The sequence below is a fragment of the Mesorhizobium sp. WSM4310 genome (assembly GCF_007003935.1).
In the GTDB taxonomy this organism is placed as follows: domain Bacteria; phylum Pseudomonadota; class Alphaproteobacteria; order Rhizobiales; family Rhizobiaceae; genus Mesorhizobium.
In genome coordinates, this window is sequence record NZ_VFTA01000046.1 from 1 (window position 1) to 16,816 (window position 16,816).

A 16,816-nucleotide genomic window follows, 5' to 3' on the forward strand; every position below is an offset into this window, starting at 1 on the left:
CCAGCGAGCGCGCCCGAAAGGCCGATTGGTGCAACCAAGCGGGAAACGGCTACCGCCGTGCCGGCCATCAATGCGTCGCGGCGCGTGATTTTGATGCCGATATCGGCTTCCGGCAAGTCCTGATCGTTGTTCACCTTTTTCGCCCTCCCTTGATTTGTCGGCGCTAGCCTGACGCCGAGCACGCTTTTCCGGAATACTTCTTGTCTATTCATAGTCCCCGCCAGGTTAGGGGATCGCAGGCGGTAAGCCGCCCTTCTGCCTCCGACCCCATTTCGGACTTGCTCGGTCGATTACATCGGGTGGTCAGCGAGCAGGCGCGACTCCCGGTGGTGCCCACGTCTGGTCGACGATGGCTTTGTCCGGCATATAAGTCCGCATAATGACGGTGAACGAGCCAGCTTTCGGACTTGGCAGCCAGTTCGCCATCTTATCTGCACTCGGAGCCTCGCTCTGGATATAAAGCGTCAGACCACCATCGGCATCGGTTTTGAGGTTCGGGGTCCGGTTTCCGATTGCATATCGGTTGATGGAATTAGCAACTAGGTTGTAGGTGGGATCGTACATGGTGATCGACCAGAACGCCTTCACTTCTGGCAGTTGGCCGGGAGCAAAGCGCATCGCATATTGCTTGTTGCCGTCCAGCGGCTGGCCTGACTGGTCAAGCGCGGTGTTGTAGTAGACTGCTTCGTCCGGGTCGTTGGCGATGATCCCGCCAAGGCACTGTATTGACGCCCGCAGCAGGAAATCGTCAATCAGGCCCGCCGTCCCCATCGCCTTCGGCGGGATATTCCAGCCGTTCACGCGCTTGCCGAGAGCGCCAGAGCGGATCACCTGATGAAGCATGGCAAAGCCGTCCTTGGAAGCTCGCGCCAGACCGCGCTTGGTGTCCTCGTCCAGCTTGTCGATGTCTTGGCCGGGGCCGATGCCGATCTTGGCGAAAAGCTCGGTTAGCTTCGCCAGCCTCGCCTCGGGCGGGTTCTCGGTCATCGCCCGGTTCATCGTCTTCCATTCGCCGAGCGGATCGGTCTTCGCGTCGAAGGGAGCCCAGACATCGCGGCTCGCAGGCAGCAAAGGTTCGGCCTTGCCCCATTGGCTGAGCGGGATCAGCGTGTACTGGTCCTGCAGCTTGCGGACGACAGGCAGATCGGCCGGACCATCGACCAATGTGCGTCCGAGGATCAGAACGCTGTTGGTTCTGGACGGCGTGATAGACTTCACTCCAGCCGGTAGCTGACCCTTCCAGTTCGGACCGATAATCGCGTAGCTTCCCGCCTTGCCCCCAGTGGTGCGGGTGCCGACATAGGCAAAGTTGTCGCTGTCAATGCTCGCCAGTTCGAAGGTGAAGTAGCGGTCGCCCATGTCGGGATGAGTCAGAATGAGCGGTTCTTTCGACACGTCGATCCAGGCGATGGAATACAGCGTGTCGTTGTTCGGCGAGCCGCCATCGCGGTATTCGGCCGTGGCCAGATCACGGACGTTGTAGAAGTGGTTCAGCGGCGCGTAGGGCGTGATGCTTCCGGCAGGCTTTGGCACGGTCACCCAATTCCAGCGCAATGACGGCAGGTAGACGTAGGGAAATCCAAAGACATAGGCCTGCAGTCCGAGGGAATAGGCGTACTGTTCCTGCCAGCTAGTCGGTTTCGGCGCGTCCTGCGCCTGTGCTGGAAGCGCCACGGCCAGACACAACAAGATGCTGCCGAAGAAGCTTTGAACCAACGGCATTTTTCCCCTCCGCTGTTTCCAGAAGTCAACCCCAAGTCACTGTATGTGGACCACGACGTAGCGCCCGTTATGAGCCTGATAGTACTTGCCGCCGCAGTGCCACAGCACGGGGCCGTAGACGGTGGTCTTCACACACGCGGCCGGGAGGCTGTTCACGTAGATAGCCGTCCGGCGGATTGTTCGGCGAGTGGTACGCCTGGCAACGCCAGCGACGCTGCCGGGCGTGAGCGGATGACCAACTCGCGCCTGCGCGTCGCCGACGAAAGAGGGGAGCGGTACAACTTCGTCGATCAGTCCGCCAAAAATTATAGCGACGGCAATCGCAGCCGCGCCACCGGCCAATCTCAAGCTAATTCTTGTCATCGTTCATCCTCTCTAAATTCAAATAGCTGCAGCAGGTTCTAATTGGCCGACAGCATCGTTATCGGCGCCGCGACTGGTAACGTGAGAACGCGGGTAGTGGCGCCGGCCAGCCCGCCCTCTTCCTGATCTGGAATACCCTGCGCCAGGACCTTGCGAAGTTCCGGCGCAATTTCTGCAATTTGAGCGAACTTGCCGTGATTGGTCGCATCCGTCGCTTTCACATTCGACAGGTCGACCACGATGGCGCCGAGATCTGCGAGGCCCGCACTGTCTTTACTCGCTCCAAGCCGATCTTTGCCGCCAGCGATAACTCGCGACAGTCCCAATGCTTTGTCGTCGCGCGAGAGAATGATCAAAAACGGCTTTTTAGGTTTTCCGATTCGCTGCATTTCCGATTTGAATACGTCCTCGTCGATATCGGGGGCGGCGAGTATCACCGTGCCAAGCTTGCCGGCTGAAGCGATATTTCCCGATATCTTGATTTGCCGAAATGCCTCGACGGTCACCCAGTTGCCCATCGAATGCGCGAGGACGTTGATTTCATCAGCATCACTTGCCATCAAAAGGCGCAGCGTCCGCTCCAATCTGTCGCGAGCGATAGTCGCGCTGTTGTTGTCATATACGTAGTCCAGCGTCTTGCCCCGCGAGGCCCAACTGAAGAAGACGGGAACGCTAGGCGCACGGGAATCATGAACGACTTGCGCGAAGCGATAGAGTCCTTCGGCAAACAGCGTGTTGTAACCATGCACAAAGAGCAGGACCTTGCGCTGGCCTTTGGGCTGAGCTTTCAAACGTTGGTTCAATTCGGCCAGAAACTGCTTTTCGTTCGGCAGGACCTCGCCATCTCGCGTGACAAAATCCGTCTGAGCATTTCCCGGCTTCGAAGAAGGCCATTCGACATTGCCAGCCCTATGGTTCGGCGGCACGCTGACGGTGATCGATGCAAAGTTCAGGGCAGATGACCGTTCGCCATCGAAGTAGGTTCCCGGTCGAGCATCAGGCGCTCGAGTGGTAGCAACGAGAATGGTATGCGAACTGGCACCTTGAGCTACGGAGGTATTCGACAAAAGGGCCCCGGTCTCAGGCCTGCTTGCGCAAGAAGAGAGGATGAGTGCGCAAGCAGAGGATATTGCCAGGGTTCGCCCTGCTCGCATGCTCACTCCCACCAGTACCCGGCAGCGATTTACCAGCTTCATTCTTTCGTGCACCCCGATGTCATCTCCGAGAAGGCAGCCTTGCCTCCCCCCGCCGAGCGTTGTCCGTGATCGGACACAAGTCGTCGCGTGACGCGACTTGCGTAAAGGTCAGTCAAGACACAACCCGCTTGCCGACCCAATACAAGATCGGCAGCTGACTGATCGCGATCAATCCCCAACGGTGGCGCGGAAACCGCTTACGTTTCGAGCGTCCTGTAAGGAAGGTAACTAACTGTATCCTACGGCCGGAACCCTGAAGCTCGTGGCCGGAAATTGACTTCAGCTGGCGCGTTTTGGAACAGCAACAAAATTGCCATCCAACAAACGCATGATGCAGGCCCTCCTGCAGGGATCCACCCAAATTAACCTGCCGGATTGTACCAGATCGGCGACGTATAGGCGCGCTCCTGGGTCGTCATCGGCACGTCGGCCGGCAAGGTCAGGCCAAAATACTTCGCGTCGTAGGCGGTCCAGCGCGGCGTCGGGATCTCGATGACACGGCCGTAGTAGAAAGCACGCAGCGAGGGGTCGAAATCCGTGTCCTTCCAGACCGCGATCAACTCGGGCGCACCGATCGTGTTGGTCCACGTCGCATTGGGCACGTCGACCGTGCTACCGACCGGCGGCAGCTTGCCGCTGGCGTCCGCCTTGCGGTCGCCGGACCAGGCGACGTCGTAAATCTTCTCATGCACCTCGCCGGCCGCGTCTAGCCAGCCCTTGACGATCTGGTAGCGGTCGAGATTGGCCCCGATCGGGTCCTTCAGCGCGGCGACCAGGAACGTCGGCGCCTTGCCGTCGGGCGCGTGGCTGAGGTCGCCGCCCATCGGCACACCCTTGCTGTAGCCGGCAATCGCCGGGCTGCGGCTGTTGGCGTCGGCGGCCTCGAAGTCGAAGCCGCCAAAGAAGCGCACCACCATGCGCGGCCCGGTCGTGGCATAGGTCTCGCGCCGCTTCATGGCGTCGAAGATCGAGGCGCGGGTGTTCTCCTGCGCCCACACCGCTGCGTAGCCCGACGCGGTCATCTCCCATTCCATGATCTTCAGCCCGAGCTTCGCGTTGGACATGAAGGCATGCGAGGTGCGCTCGGGGTTTGGCTCGGCCGACGCGACCTTTCCGAAGAAGTTGTCGTCATCGGCGGTGGCGAGGCCGGTATGCGAATCGGTGCTGCCGACCAGCCCGAACTTGTAGGGGTTCACGCCGAGCTTCGCTTCCAGCTTAAGGCCATTCTTGAGGGCCGAGCGCGTGTATTCGAACTCCAGCATCTCCGGCTTCTTGGCCTCGCTGAGGTCGAGGTTGCCCTTGTCCCACTTCTCGAAATTGGCGAACTCGTCGTTCGGCGACAGGACCGGATGGCTCTCGCCGTCGCCCTTCATCTGCGTGGTTTCGTACAGGACCTCCCAGCGCGCCCGCTGCTCGGCATATTCGCGGTCGATCTCCTTGCCAGTGAAGGACTCGATGATCGGGAACATCGTGCCGTTGCTCAGATTTCCGTTGTGGGCGATCGCCAGCACCTGGCCACCGGTCTTGTCCTCATAGTTCTGCAGCCATTTCCAGAGGTCGCGCGGATTGTTGGAGCCGAGCGGCGGCTGCGTCGTATAGGGCTCGATCATCGCGGCCTTGTCGCCGTTGTCGCGGAAGATCACGTTGCGGTGCAGATTGTTGCCCTTCGATAGCGAGGTCCATTCATAACCGATGATCGCGGTGAAACGGCCGGGCTCGTTGGCCTCTTCGGCCGCGTCGATGATGCTCTGCCAGGTGGAACGATACGCGGCGCTGCCCGGCGAATAGGTAATCTCCTTCGGAAACTTGCCTTGTGCGAAGGTTTTGACGATGTCGTAGGCCGCCTCGGCGCCCTTGCCCGACTGCATCATGTCGTACCAGGTGCGGGCCTGGGGATTTTGCAGGATCTCGGGTTTGCCGGCGAGGAAATCGCCGAAAAAACCGAGATTGTCGGAGTGATCGGCCACGACCAGGAAGTCGAGCGGGCGCGACAGCTTCACCGGCAGCCCCGTGTTGGAAACGATCTCCTCGCCCTTGGCAAATTTGTACGCTTCGCGCGGCCCGATCCTGGCGCCGGCAGCGCCGGCATCGAAGGAGAGCGCGGTGTGCAAATGGGTGTCGCCGAATAGTGGCCGCACCGGGAAGTTGCGGCCGGCATAAGGCGAGTAGGGCCGCTTTGTCTGGAACACCGTTGCGCCGGTGGTCTTGTCGATGTCGCCGATATCCGTATTCACAGCCTCCTGAGCCCGAACGGACTGCGCGACGACCAACAGGCCTGCAAGTGCTGCACTTCTCAGCAGTGCGCGATCGAGATTTCTGAACTTCATTTGAACCTCCACTATGAAAACATCGCGTCCAGCCGCTGGACGCTCCAGAATGCTGCGATGATGCCGATGGCATAGGCTGACGCGACGATCGCCTGCCGGGGAATGAAGATGACCCGCCGCACGGCGTATACCGAGCTCAGCAACACGGCGATGAAGGCCAGTTGTCCGAGCTCGACGCCGACGTTGAAGCTGAGCAGCGCCAGGGGGATGTCGCCTTGCGGCAGGCCGAGCTCGACCAGCGCGCTGGCAAAGCCGAAGCCGTGCAGCAGGCCGAAGGCGAAGGCCACCATCCAGGGCCGAACGATGGCGAGGCTGAGCTGGCCGCGCTCCATGCGCACGACCTCGGCGGCGACCATGACGATGCTGATGGCGATCATCGTCTCCACCGGCAGCGAAGGCAGCCTCACCCATCCGAGCGTCGCGCAACTTAAGGTGATGGAATGCGCCGCCGTGAACGCGGTGATCGCCTTCACCAGCTTTCGCCAGTCGTGCACGATCAGCATCAGCCCGCAGACGAAGAGCAGATGGTCGAAACCGAACGCGATGTGCTCGATGCCGTGGCGGACATAGGTGGCGAACAGCGCCCAGGCGCTCTGCGACGCGGGGATTACCGCGGAAGGTTCGCTCGGCGTCAGCCGCGCCGTCCAGCTGTTGCCGTTGGCGAAGGCCACATGGACCAGCGCGTCGGTCATGGTGTTCTGCAAGCCGTCGATCAGAACGTTCTGGCCAGTGAGCGGGTCGAGCGTGCGCATGTGCCAGGTCTGCACCATCGCATCGCCGGTCGGATGGGAGACGATCGGCGTCAACGTCTCGTTCCTGCCGGAAAACAGCGCCGACAACGCCAGTCTCGCGTCGCCCTGCATCGGGGTCTTGAACAGCACGCTGAACTCGTTCGGCGCCTCTTCCTGCACGCTGAGATAGGCGGGGCGTACCTCATGGGCAGAGGCGGCCGCGGGCAGCAGCACGATGATGACCGCTGCCAGCACGACCAGCGCAACGCGCTCCATTGCGCGGGCGCATCCCATGAGAAGAGACTTTTTGCCCGGTCGCCTCATTTTGCCGCCACGTTGTGTGCCGGCTCTGGTCCCAGCATCGCCTTAACGCTGTCGTCCACCTCTACCGCGTACTTCCTGCGCAGCTCGACGAGATAGTCGCGGGTGAGCTCTGTCTGCTTGGCGCCGCGCCATTCGCCAAGAACGGCATCCCTGACCGTCTCGAAAGGCTTCAACACCGTCGGCGTGCGCTCGGTGACCAGCACCAGGTGAACGCCGTACCCCGACTTCACCGGACCGCGCCACTGGCCGGGGTCGAGCGCAATGACCTCGCGTGCAAAGTCCGGACCGAACATCCCCGACAGCGCCAGCTCGTTGGTGTTTTCAAAACTGTCGCCGAATATCAGAGGATCACCCGCCGCCGCGTCCGCGTCGCCCGTCGCATTCAGCGCGGCGAGCGCCATTTGGGCGTCCGCTGCGGCGTCCTTGCGATGTCTCGGATCGAAGTAGATCTGCCTGAACGACAGCTTTCCCGGCGTCTCGAATTGTGCGGGATTGGCAGCATAGAACTGCCGCAGGTCCGTCACGCTAGGTTCGGCAAGTTGGGCAGTGTCCTCGACCAGGAACTTCAGCTTCTGCGCCAGGCGGCGGCGAATGATGGAGTCGTCCTGCTCAAGGCCCATCTCTTCAGCCTCGCGTGCCAACAATTTTTCGTTCAGGAAATCGTCGACCAAACCCTTCAACTCTTCCGCCGTGGGCTGGCGCAGCCACTGGCTCGACCACGTCTGCTTCAGCCAGCGTACATCGCCCTCGCCAATGCGGACGGGTTGGACAGCTGAAGCGGCGACACTGCTTTCGTGCAGCCACGAGTAGCTGCCGAACAGGATCGCGCCGACGACCGCGAAATGCAGCAGGGGTTCTCTCAGCCAACTCACTTGCGGTGATCCCGCGCTGACATCCGGGCGAAGAAGTTCTCCTCCTGGGTGGTGGTGAGCGAGGTGTGGCTGTCGGTCGAGCCTATCATGCCGAATTCATAGGTATTCACTCCGAGCTTCGCCTCGAACCGCAGGCCAGTCTGCAACGCTGTGCGCGCATACTCGCTCTGCAGCATCTCCGGCTTTTTCACTTCGCTGAGGTAGCCCATGCCCTCTTCCCAATGTACCCATTGCATCGCGGCCAACAGCAGTGGACGCCTGGGATGGTTTGCACACAAAGGGCGCGGGTGGGGAACGTAATTAACTGTAAAGATGCAGCTGGGTGCAAGCTGTCGATCACAGGCTTCGGACGTCCAGACCTGTTCTGCGCAACGAGTTCGGGAAAACTGCGTGTCTTCCGCCCGGCCAAGTCGTCGCCGACCTTTTGGCGCGCATCACCCACGAGTTCAGACGCATTCTTTGCCTGCAGCACGTTCTACTTGGCCGTCAGCATCACTATCAGCGCCGCGACTGGCCAACTTAACGCGGGTAGTGGCGCCGGCCCGTCCGCCCTACCCCGGTTCTTCAAAACCCCGCGCCAGGACCCTGCGAAGGTCTGGCGCAATTGCTGCGATTTGGGCGCTGCCCTAGAAACGCATGATCAGACCCATGATCGGGCCTTGTTGCACGACATCGAAGACAAACCCGTTATTGTCGTAGTTGACGCCCAATGCGCGATAGCCGACGACCGCCGAAAATCGATCGTTGAAACGATAGCCCAGCGCGGCTGCGACGTCCCAATCGACATTGGCCGCGCCAGCTCCCACCATTCCCCAACCGGTGACATAGACCTCGGGTGTGAGCGAATAGTTCGCACGAATACCAACCAGCCCGTCTACCCAGGTCTTGCCGTCGCTGGCGGAGCGGCCGTCAAGAATTCCACCATGGAACTCAAGGTCCGTATTGACCGACCAGACCCTCATGGCGCCGACCACATCGAGACGTCCAGCGTCGCTCTGGAGGACTGAATAACCAACTCCACCCAGACCTGAAAAAGTTTGCGACGTGAGATCGACGCTGTCTGCCAAGATGCCTTTGGGCGTGCCATTGCCGGCGGAAATCTTGACGTATTGGAGGTCGCCGAAAATGCTGTAGCGGTCGTAGCGTGCCTCGATAACGGCCATGGCCGCGAAATCAAGATTCTTCAGGATGTCGCCAAAATTAGAATCAACCTCGACGGCGGGCAAACCGAACTGCCCCACGTCGCCCGAGAGGCCAGCAGCCCAGAAATACGGCGCGACGCTGAACGTCCATCCCTGCTCGGTCACTATGGGTTTCAGGTCCGGCGTCACCGGGGAGACCAGATCGGCCGCGCCCGCGTTGTTAGCAAGGCACAGGATACAAAGCGCGGCATAGCCGGTAGTCACCGTCCGACAGAAAATTTTCATTGATCTTTGCTCGGTTGTGGGTTGCGACTCTCAGTCCCGGTTTCATTAGAAGGCTTAGTCGACATTGGACCACGACGTAGCGCCGTAGGGCTGATTGTTAGACAACCGCATTGCGACAGCATCCTATCGTTAACAGGGTTGTGCAATTGCAATCGAACCCCGTATGGCGGGAGGCTGACCACCGACCAGTTCTGACCATCCGTGGCGCTTACCATGGCGGCCGAGGATTGACGCCCAGGTTGCGGGGAGCCTCTGAGTCCCGCACCGCTGCCCCGACCTCTCCAACCAGCCGGTCAACAAGTTGCTGCCATTCGGCTCGTCTGGCCTCGACCAATGTCGTTGTGGTCTGGTCGACACTTGAGAGCGCCCGCTCGGCGTCCGCAAGCTCCTCGCATATTTCCAGAAAGCTCTCACTCCGAACGACCAGTCGGTGGATCGCCAACTCAAACTGCGGAAAGCGGCGTACCGCCGCTAGGATCGCTCTTTGTCTCTCGGATGATTCCTGTTGCGTGGCCATGATTCGTTGATCTGACATAAATCCGACCGAAATAACGATTTTTTCAATTCGATTTTCAATTCGCCAGTTCGCGACCTGAGTGAATTGTATATTGCCCACGACCGGCTGGGGAATGTAAATTACGTGGGGGACCATGTAGTCACTGGTCGAGCGAGGGGCAGTGAATAAGCCTGAATCATCCTTCACAGCGGAGCCAGTTCTCCCTGCCGAGAGTTGTCGCGCCCAGCTTGGCCTGATCCTCGGCAGCGCGGACTTCGATGCCACGGGCCGTGAGCACCGTTTCCTTAGCTACGTGGTCGAGGAAGCCTTATCCGGGCGTGGCGATCGCATCAAGGCTTACACCATCGCGGTCGAAGTGTTCGGCCGTGGCCAATCATTTGACCCTCAGACGGACCCAATCGTCCGCATTGAGGCCGGCCACCTTCGTCGGGCGCTGGAACGCTACTACCTGACCTCAGGACAAAGGGATCCTATACTCATAACAATTCCCAAGGGCGGATATGTTCCTTCGTTCGCACGCCAGGCCGAAACTGAGTTAGCACCGCTCCCGGCCCCACTTGTCGCGCAGCCAGTCTCGGAGCGCCCGACCCTGTGGAGAACTCGGCCGCGAGTGCTGGCAGCCGTGCTCATGCCTCTTGTGGCGATCGTGGCATCTCTATCGGTCTGGTGGTGGTGGGCGCCCTCCACATATACCGAGCCAGCAAGGCCCCGAGTGCTCGTGCAGACGTTTGACAATCCGGGCGGCACTCAGGCCGCAGGCGTGGTTGCAAGTGGATTGAAGGAGGAAATTGTCGAGCAGCTTTCCAAGTTCAGAGACTTGCTGGTTATGGAGTCAGCCCCGAAGCCGGAAGATGCCTCATTGGCGCCACCACGATTTGTTGTCGCTGGAAGTGTCACGCTGTCGGATGAGGCCTTTCAGCTTCGGGTCCGGCTCATCAATCGCGGAAATGGGTCGGTCATTTGGGCAAATACCTACGACGGCCCATTGAAAGTCTCGGTATTTCGGGATGCCCAGAAGGAAATTGCGCACAGCGTATCACAAAATTTGGCTCAGGTTTACGGCGTGATCTTCCAGGCGGACGAGGATCTCGACGTGAGCAACGCCCCCGATGATTGGGTAGCCTATGGTTGTACACTTTCTTTCTATGCGTATCGGTTGGAAATGGATCCGGAGCGCCGTCCCGCTGTCCGTACATGCCTTGAGAAAGCTGTGGATCGCTTCCCCGGCTACGCCTCGGCATGGGGTCTCCTGTCATTGGTCTATGTCGATGACTACCGGTATGGAGTCGATGGGAGGCCTCCGGCATCAGCGCTTGAGCGCGCTTTCGCTGCCGCCCGGCACGCCGCGGCGCTCGATCCCCTGAATATGCCAGCGCGTCAGGCAAAAATGCTGGCACTCTATTTCGACCGACAGATTGATGCCGCGTTGGCGCTAGGCGAGGAGAGCTTGAAACTCAACCCAAACGACACCGAGTTTTTGAGCGAATATGGCGAGCGCCTGGCCGTTTCAGGACAATGGACGAAAGGTTGCTCGATGATAGCGGGGGCGCGTCAATTGAATCCCGGAACCTCAGCCGACTATGAAGCGGTCTTGGCCCTCTGCTCCTATTTTGGCGGCGACTATGCGCAAGCAGCGAACTGGCTGAAGAAAGCTCCTTCGCCGATGAATCCGATCTATCATTTGATTGGCGCTGCGATAAACGGTGAGGCAGGAAATGTTGCGGAAGCGCACCGCGAAAGCGAATGGCTTCAACAGAATTTTCCGGCATTGGTGAAGAACCTGAGGGGGCAAGTGTCAATGCGTTTGGCCCGCCCGCAAGATGTCGAGACCATTCTCGGCTCGCTTAGAAAAGCAGGTCTTGTGATCCCTGATTGAGTGGGCTGCGCCGATTTTAAACCGCGCAGTCGAGCTAGCATAGCTCGTTTTCTGTCGCGGAAGACTATCGAAGCGCCTGAGGCAACCGAACACGCCCGCCCCGGCGCCATCCTAGACCTTGCGCGACCTGCGCTCGGCTCTGCATTCCTCCAGTTCCGTCAAACCTTTATCGGTATCCACGAACCGGCAGCGGGCCAGACCGCATTTTTAATGGGTAGGCTACAGTTAGTTACCTTCAAAACAACGGGACAATGCCCCAGCGTAGGTGGGTCATGCATTGCTCCAGTCAATGCATGACCATGGTCCCGCCGGCAGCATCGATGGAAAAGCAAGAAGCCCGGCGGGAAAGTGGACTGAAGAAGGGCGCCTCGACCTCGGATGGAAACAACAATGCTCGACAGCGTCGCACTCATTACCGTGATCATCGTGCTTTTGCTGGTCGTCTACGGCGCGATCGCTGTCTGGGCAATCCCTTACGAGATCGCCATACCAGCTGCCTGCCGGATCGACAGGTCAGATCCCCGTGTACAGCAACCATATGGCGTCGGTCACCGTCGTTCGACGAATCCTTGTGCGGATGAAAAGTTGGACGAACTACATTGTCTGACTGTTGAAGGGAAGCTGCGACTGCGGCGCGAAGCGAAAGCAAATCTTTCTGGGCATTGTTGGCATTCGGGGGCAGCACCGTCGCTTCACCCGGCCTTCAAAGGCCGCGAACTAAAAACTCTTAAATCTGAGGGAGAACCATGCGAAATTTTACAGCACTCATATTGGTAGCGTCAGTAGCGCTTTCTGCGACGGCGGTCTGCGCGCAAGAAAATCCCCTCCCCAAAGCTAGCGATAATCTTGTCAAATACGGGGACGATGTCGAGGGCTGGACTGTCTACGCAAATAAAACACGCGGAGATTGCCTGATCGTGAGTGCGTTTGGCCCAGGTTCGGTGCAAATGGGCGTAGCCGCAAACCAGGCGGTCGGGTACCTTGGCGTGTTCACAAAGCTGGACATTGGCATCAAGAACGGAGTCAAGGACATCTTCGTCGATATCGACGGCCATCTTTACCGCGGCGTGGTGACCACAACGACCGGCCAACTCAAAGGCGGCTTTTCGGGAGGTTACATTTTGACAGATGACCCATCTTTCAAACGCGACGTGGCGAAGAAATACAAGATGACCGTTTTTCCGCAAACCCAGGGTAGCTTTGTCGTCGATCTGAAGGGCACCTTCAAGGCTATGGCAGCAGGTCGCAAGTGCCTGACCGCACAAAAGTCAGGCTGATCGATTCCACCGATTTTCGACCGGCATAGAGGTCGACGCGATGGTGGGGTTGTGAGGGCATGACCACCTGCATGGCCCAGTCACCAACAGTCCTGGCGGCCGGGCGAGTCTGACGTGGTCAAGTAGCAAGGTTCCGCGTTCGATCCGCCATGGTTCGTTCGATTGCGGGATAGTCCGATCTTATTGTCGATCGAGAATTGCCGGAGGGCGCGATGAGCAAAGCACTGCCCACTCGAATTGGTATTTTGGTGAAGGCAGTCGTTCCGATTTTCTTCTGGCTGCTCGCTGCAACCTCTTGGGCTCATGCCCAACAGCCTCCGGACGGCGTGCCGCCAGCAAAGGCGCGGCAACTCCTCGACCTGCTCTCCGACCCCGAGGTGAAGGTATGGCTCGAGGGAAAGACACCGGCAGCCGCCGAGGAACCGTCTGCCGCATCATTGGCCGATGCGATCTCTAGTTGGGAACTGGCCGTTCGCGCACGACTCGTCACGCTCAGTGACGCCATTCCTCGCATCCCGCAAGAGCTTGCCAATGCCGCCGGCGTCGTCTCGCGGGACGTGAATACTGGCAGGCCCGGCCTGGTGATCCTGATCCTGGCAGTATTGACCGTCATCGGCTTCGGCGCAGAGTGGCTTGTTCGCCGGGCTTTGGCGTTGGGCCATTCTGGCGGAGAAGTTGACCCCAAACAGGCACTCCTGTCCGAGGTCGCTGCCTTGGTGACATTTGCTCTGGCCGCCATCGGATCGTTTGTCGCGCTGGAATGGCCGCCTTTGCTTCGCCGCATCGTGCTGACCTTGCTGCTCGCCTTCGTCGCAGTGCGATTCATCCGAGCAGTTGCCATGTTGCTGTTTGGAGTAGCCCGCGCGGGCAGCGGAACGTCGGATGAGACGCCGACGGCAGTTCCTGCCACAGATGAGACCGCGCGGCCTTTCTGGATTCCGCGCGTAAACCTCATGGCCGGATTTCTGCTGTTTGGCTGGGCCGTGGCCAGTCTCATGCCTGGCATCGGTTTCTCCATCGACGTTGCGCGGGTGGTTGCACTGCTTTGTGGCCTGGGCATGCTCGCCGTCGCTGTCGAAATCGTATGGCGCCGGCCGGGCAGCGCAGCTACCGCAGTCAGGCAATCGCTGCTGACGCTCTATCTGATCGCGCTTTGGCTAGTTTGGGTGGCAGGACTGCTTGGCGTGCTATGGCTCGGCCTCTATGTGTTGCTGTTGCCGGCCGTCGTACGTGGGGTTGGCAGCGTCGCACAGGCTTTCGTCGGCCGGGCGCAGCGCAGTGGCGCCCTCGGCATCGTAGGGAACGTTTTGATCGTCAGGGGTGCCAGGGCGGCAGTGATCGGCGCTGCGGTCGCATGGCTCGCCTATCTCTGGCGCATCAGAGCTGCAGCCCTTGCAGGCAGTAAAACAGGCGAGCTAGTGATTTCAGGCCTGCTTAATGGCATCATCGTTCTCCTGGTTGCCGACCTACTTTGGCAGATGGCGAAGGCGCTGATCGCCTACCGGATGGCGCTTTCGCCGGCGGCCGGGTCCAACGCCGGCGACGTTGCCCGCGACGGCCGGCTGCGTACGCTGCTGCCGATATTCCGCAACGCGCTCGCTGTCTTCATCGCCGTAGTCACTGTGCTGACAATCCTGTCCGGACTAGGCATACAGATCGCACCTTTGATCGCCGGCGCCGGCATTTTCGGCGTGGCTATTGGCTTCGGTTCGCAAACGCTGGTCAAGGACATTTTGAGCGGTGTTTTTTACATGCTGGACGATGCCTTCCGTGTCGGCGAGTATATTCAGAGCGGTAGCTATAAGGGCACTGTCGAATCGTTCAGCCTGAGATCAGTCAGGCTGCGGCATCATCGCGGACCGATTTTCACCGTGCCGTTCGGCGCGCTCGGCGCTATCCAAAACATGAGCCGTGACTGGGTGATGGACAAGATGGCTCTCAGTATCACCTACGATTCTGACGTAGACCTCGCTCGCAAGCTTATCAAGAAGATCGGTCAGGAACTGGCCGCGGATCCTGAATTCGCGGCCGATACGATCGAGCCACTGAAAATGCAAGGTGTCGACAGTTTCGGCGACTCAGGGATCGACATCAGGATGAAGCTGATGACCAAGCCGGGAACTCAGTTCGGCATCAAGCGGAGAGCGTTCATGATGATTAAGAAGGCATTTGACGATAACGGCATCAAGCTCGCCGTTCCAACCGTACATGTGGCAGGTGGCGGCGACAACGCGGCTGCCGCGCAGCAACTACTCAAAATGAAGCAAGCTGCCAACTAGCTAAAGAAGAGCATCGAACGTCAGCCACAAGGCCGGCAAGATCCAGGTGGCGCCTGCAACGCGCGACCTGGGGAGTGCTTTGCCTTTTCGGCTCTGCAGTCATCTCGCCGATGGCTGCTTGATGACCTCCAGGCCAGAGAAGGTTGGTTTCGGATTCCTCTCGCTCTATTAGGCGCTGCATTCTAGGCAATGCTGCCCGACAATACCGCTACGAAGTTCTGCTGCTGACAACAGCGTCCGCCAGTTGATGCCGGGTGCCGCGACTCGAGCAGCGTCGAACTGAACTTCGCTATGTCCGCTTTCAGATAGTGACGGTGGAATGCCAAGCGGCCGGGATTGGGCGGTGGGTTCCGCCGCAAAGCTGCCATTCAGAACTTGGGCCGTTGGGGGCGTCGTGCTGACCGGCGCTATCAGGAAGTCACACGCGCCAGAAAGTCGCTGCCACCGAAATTATCCAAAAGCCGAATCTAGTGTCCCGCTTTGTCCATAAGCGCGCGCAACTCGGGCTGAGACGTGACCCAGAAAGTTCGAAAAGCTTCCAAGAACCCCAGCCAAACCGGAGGCTGGGCAGGCAGCTCCGCTCCACGAGCTTCATTCGCTCGACGGCAGGAACTACTTCGGAAATAACATCAAAGGGTTGTCCGAAGACCTTACAAATTCTGCGTTGGCTCCACTGCAGTTCGATAGATTAGGCTTAGGACGACGGTTGCGTCGTTGATCATCCGCCCATAGAGAGGGGATAAATCAGGCAAAAAGGACCACCAATGACCAACGAATCCGATACCCGCTCTGCCGAATTAACTGAGTTAACCGCCGACATTGTCTCAGCATATGTCAGCAACAATCCATTGCCGGTGTCTGGCTTGCCGGACGTGATAGCATCGGTTCATGCTTCGCTGTCCGGACTTGGCACTCCGGTCCCACCGATCGCTGAGCCGCAAACTCCCGCGGTCAACCCGAAGAAGTCGGTGACGCCGGACTTCATTATCTGCCTCGAAGACGGCAAGAAGTTCAAATCACTGAAACGGCATCTTAGCACGGACTTCGGCCTGACACCGGAGGCCTATCGCGCCAAGTGGAACTTGCCGCACGACTACCCAATGACAGCTCCGAATTACGCTGCTCAGCGCTCGCAACTAGCGAAGTCCATCGGACTTGGCCGCAAGGCTGAACCCGTCGCACCAGCCAAGAAGGCACCTGGGAAGCAGAAAGCCAAAGCGTAGTCCGCCACTACCTGACGCAACGGAAAGACTCAGCTGTGTTTGGCGAGCGGCGGACCTGAAAAGGACCGTCTGGCCGGCGCCATTCGGGCAACCTCCCAGCGAGGGCGCCGGCCTTTTTCCTAGCGGGGCGGAAACTGAAACTGTCATCGGGCCGCTTGGCGATGATCAACGACGGCCTCGACTCGCAACTCGTGCCGTGGTCACCGAGCGTTTCGGTTGGCCCAGGTTGACCGACCTTGCACACCCGTTGGCAGTTGATCCGATTTCTATCCAGACATATCCCCTGCTTCTACTCCCCCACTCAGCGGCTTTTATTTCCGATGCACATACCTACTCATGGCCACGCAACTGCATGACCAAGGGTTTGGGAGCGTGCTTGAGCCTGCTCCCATGTTCCCGACGTCGGACATTTGGGGAGCTTGATGGACGACAGGAAGTTTTTGACAGCTGAGGAAGTCTCGGAACGCTATCGCGGCACCATTTCTGTTGGAACGCTGCGAAATTGGCGAGCCAAGAGGATTGGACCGGCGTACGTCAAGCTTGGCAAAGCCGTGTTGTATCCAATTGAGGAACTAGAGACGTGGGATCACAAGAATACAGTGGCGTGCCGTGCGTCAAAGCGATTCAGCATGAACGGCGGTGAGTGAGCGTGGCTAGTGACGGCGGAGCATCCAACACCGCC

The 16,816-nt window shown here is 59.3% G+C and carries 15 protein-coding genes; 6 read left to right on the forward strand and 9 right to left on the reverse strand.

Going from position 1 to position 16,816, the window contains the following annotated elements; genetic code table 11:
* Nucleotides 1-303: 303 nt before the first annotated feature.
* The 9 genes from FJV80_RS30660 to FJV80_RS30700 form a co-directional block, all read right to left on the reverse strand.
* Entirely contained in the window at nucleotides 304-1,722 is a 1,419-nt protein-coding gene (locus FJV80_RS30660; RefSeq protein WP_095794100.1) for a DUF1254 domain-containing protein, read from the reverse strand.
* A 36-nt stretch (nucleotides 1,723-1,758) separates the two neighbouring features.
* Nucleotides 1,759-2,085, reverse strand: coding sequence for a hypothetical protein (locus FJV80_RS30665; protein ID WP_095794099.1), 327 nt, complete (start codon nucleotides 2,083-2,085; stop codon nucleotides 1,759-1,761).
* Nucleotides 2,086-2,123: 38 nt separating this feature from the next.
* A complete protein-coding gene (locus FJV80_RS30670) occupies nucleotides 2,124-3,152 on the reverse strand; it encodes an alpha/beta hydrolase (protein ID WP_210202267.1) in 1,029 nt (342 codons plus the stop codon).
* A 491-nt stretch (nucleotides 3,153-3,643) separates the two neighbouring features.
* Nucleotides 3,644-5,608, reverse strand: a complete 1,965-nt coding sequence (locus FJV80_RS30675) for a DUF3604 domain-containing protein (RefSeq protein ID WP_095794097.1) — start codon at nucleotides 5,606-5,608, stop codon at nucleotides 3,644-3,646.
* An 11-nt stretch (nucleotides 5,609-5,619) separates the two neighbouring features.
* Nucleotides 5,620-6,615 (reverse strand): HupE/UreJ family protein, encoded by a 996-nt coding sequence (locus FJV80_RS30680; protein WP_095794096.1) that lies wholly within the window; start codon nucleotides 6,613-6,615, stop codon nucleotides 5,620-5,622.
* A gap of 44 nt (nucleotides 6,616-6,659) precedes the next feature.
* Nucleotides 6,660-7,535, reverse strand: coding sequence for a peptidylprolyl isomerase (locus FJV80_RS30685; protein ID WP_095794095.1), 876 nt, complete (start codon nucleotides 7,533-7,535; stop codon nucleotides 6,660-6,662).
* Nucleotides 7,532-7,771, reverse strand: a complete 240-nt coding sequence (locus FJV80_RS30690) for a DUF3604 domain-containing protein (RefSeq protein ID WP_095794094.1) — start codon at nucleotides 7,769-7,771, stop codon at nucleotides 7,532-7,534. Before FJV80_RS30690 ends, FJV80_RS30685 begins: the two co-directional genes overlap by 4 nt.
* A gap of 390 nt (nucleotides 7,772-8,161) precedes the next feature.
* The gene (locus FJV80_RS30695; protein WP_095794093.1) at nucleotides 8,162-8,962 is read right to left on the reverse strand and encodes a hypothetical protein; all 801 of its coding nucleotides are present in this window, start codon (nucleotides 8,960-8,962) and stop codon (nucleotides 8,162-8,164) included.
* Nucleotides 8,963-9,170: 208 nt separating this feature from the next.
* Nucleotides 9,171-9,614: a hypothetical protein gene (locus FJV80_RS30700; protein ID WP_245437932.1), complete on the reverse strand. Its 444-nt coding sequence runs from the start codon at nucleotides 9,612-9,614 to the stop codon at nucleotides 9,171-9,173.
* 25 nt (nucleotides 9,615-9,639) lie between these two features.
* Between FJV80_RS30700 and FJV80_RS30705 the strand changes: the two genes are divergently transcribed.
* The 6 genes from FJV80_RS30705 to FJV80_RS30735 all read left to right on the forward strand — a co-directional run bounded on the left by FJV80_RS30705 (nucleotide 9,640) and on the right by FJV80_RS30735 (nucleotide 16,781).
* Entirely contained in the window at nucleotides 9,640-11,355 is a 1,716-nt protein-coding gene (locus tag FJV80_RS30705; RefSeq protein WP_095794092.1) for a hypothetical protein, read from the forward strand.
* A 390-nt stretch (nucleotides 11,356-11,745) separates the two neighbouring features.
* Nucleotides 11,746-12,132 carry a hypothetical protein gene (locus tag FJV80_RS34755; protein WP_185973341.1) on the forward strand — a complete coding sequence of 129 codons (387 nt, stop codon included), beginning with the start codon at nucleotides 11,746-11,748 and terminating at the stop codon, nucleotides 12,130-12,132.
* Nucleotides 12,102-12,632: a hypothetical protein gene (locus FJV80_RS30720; RefSeq protein ID WP_142878208.1), complete on the forward strand. Its 531-nt coding sequence runs from the start codon at nucleotides 12,102-12,104 to the stop codon at nucleotides 12,630-12,632. Before FJV80_RS34755 ends, FJV80_RS30720 begins: the two co-directional genes overlap by 31 nt.
* A gap of 212 nt (nucleotides 12,633-12,844) precedes the next feature.
* Nucleotides 12,845-14,911: a mechanosensitive ion channel family protein gene (locus FJV80_RS30725; protein ID WP_185973340.1), complete on the forward strand. Its 2,067-nt coding sequence runs from the start codon at nucleotides 12,845-12,847 to the stop codon at nucleotides 14,909-14,911.
* 764 nt (nucleotides 14,912-15,675) lie between these two features.
* Nucleotides 15,676-16,134 (forward strand): MucR family transcriptional regulator, encoded by a 459-nt coding sequence (locus tag FJV80_RS30730; RefSeq protein ID WP_095794090.1) that lies wholly within the window; start codon nucleotides 15,676-15,678, stop codon nucleotides 16,132-16,134.
* Nucleotides 16,135-16,556: 422 nt separating this feature from the next.
* Complete coding sequence (locus FJV80_RS30735; RefSeq protein WP_095794089.1) at nucleotides 16,557-16,781, forward strand: helix-turn-helix domain-containing protein; 225 nt, start codon at nucleotides 16,557-16,559, stop codon at nucleotides 16,779-16,781.
* Nucleotides 16,782-16,816 lie beyond the last annotated feature (35 nt).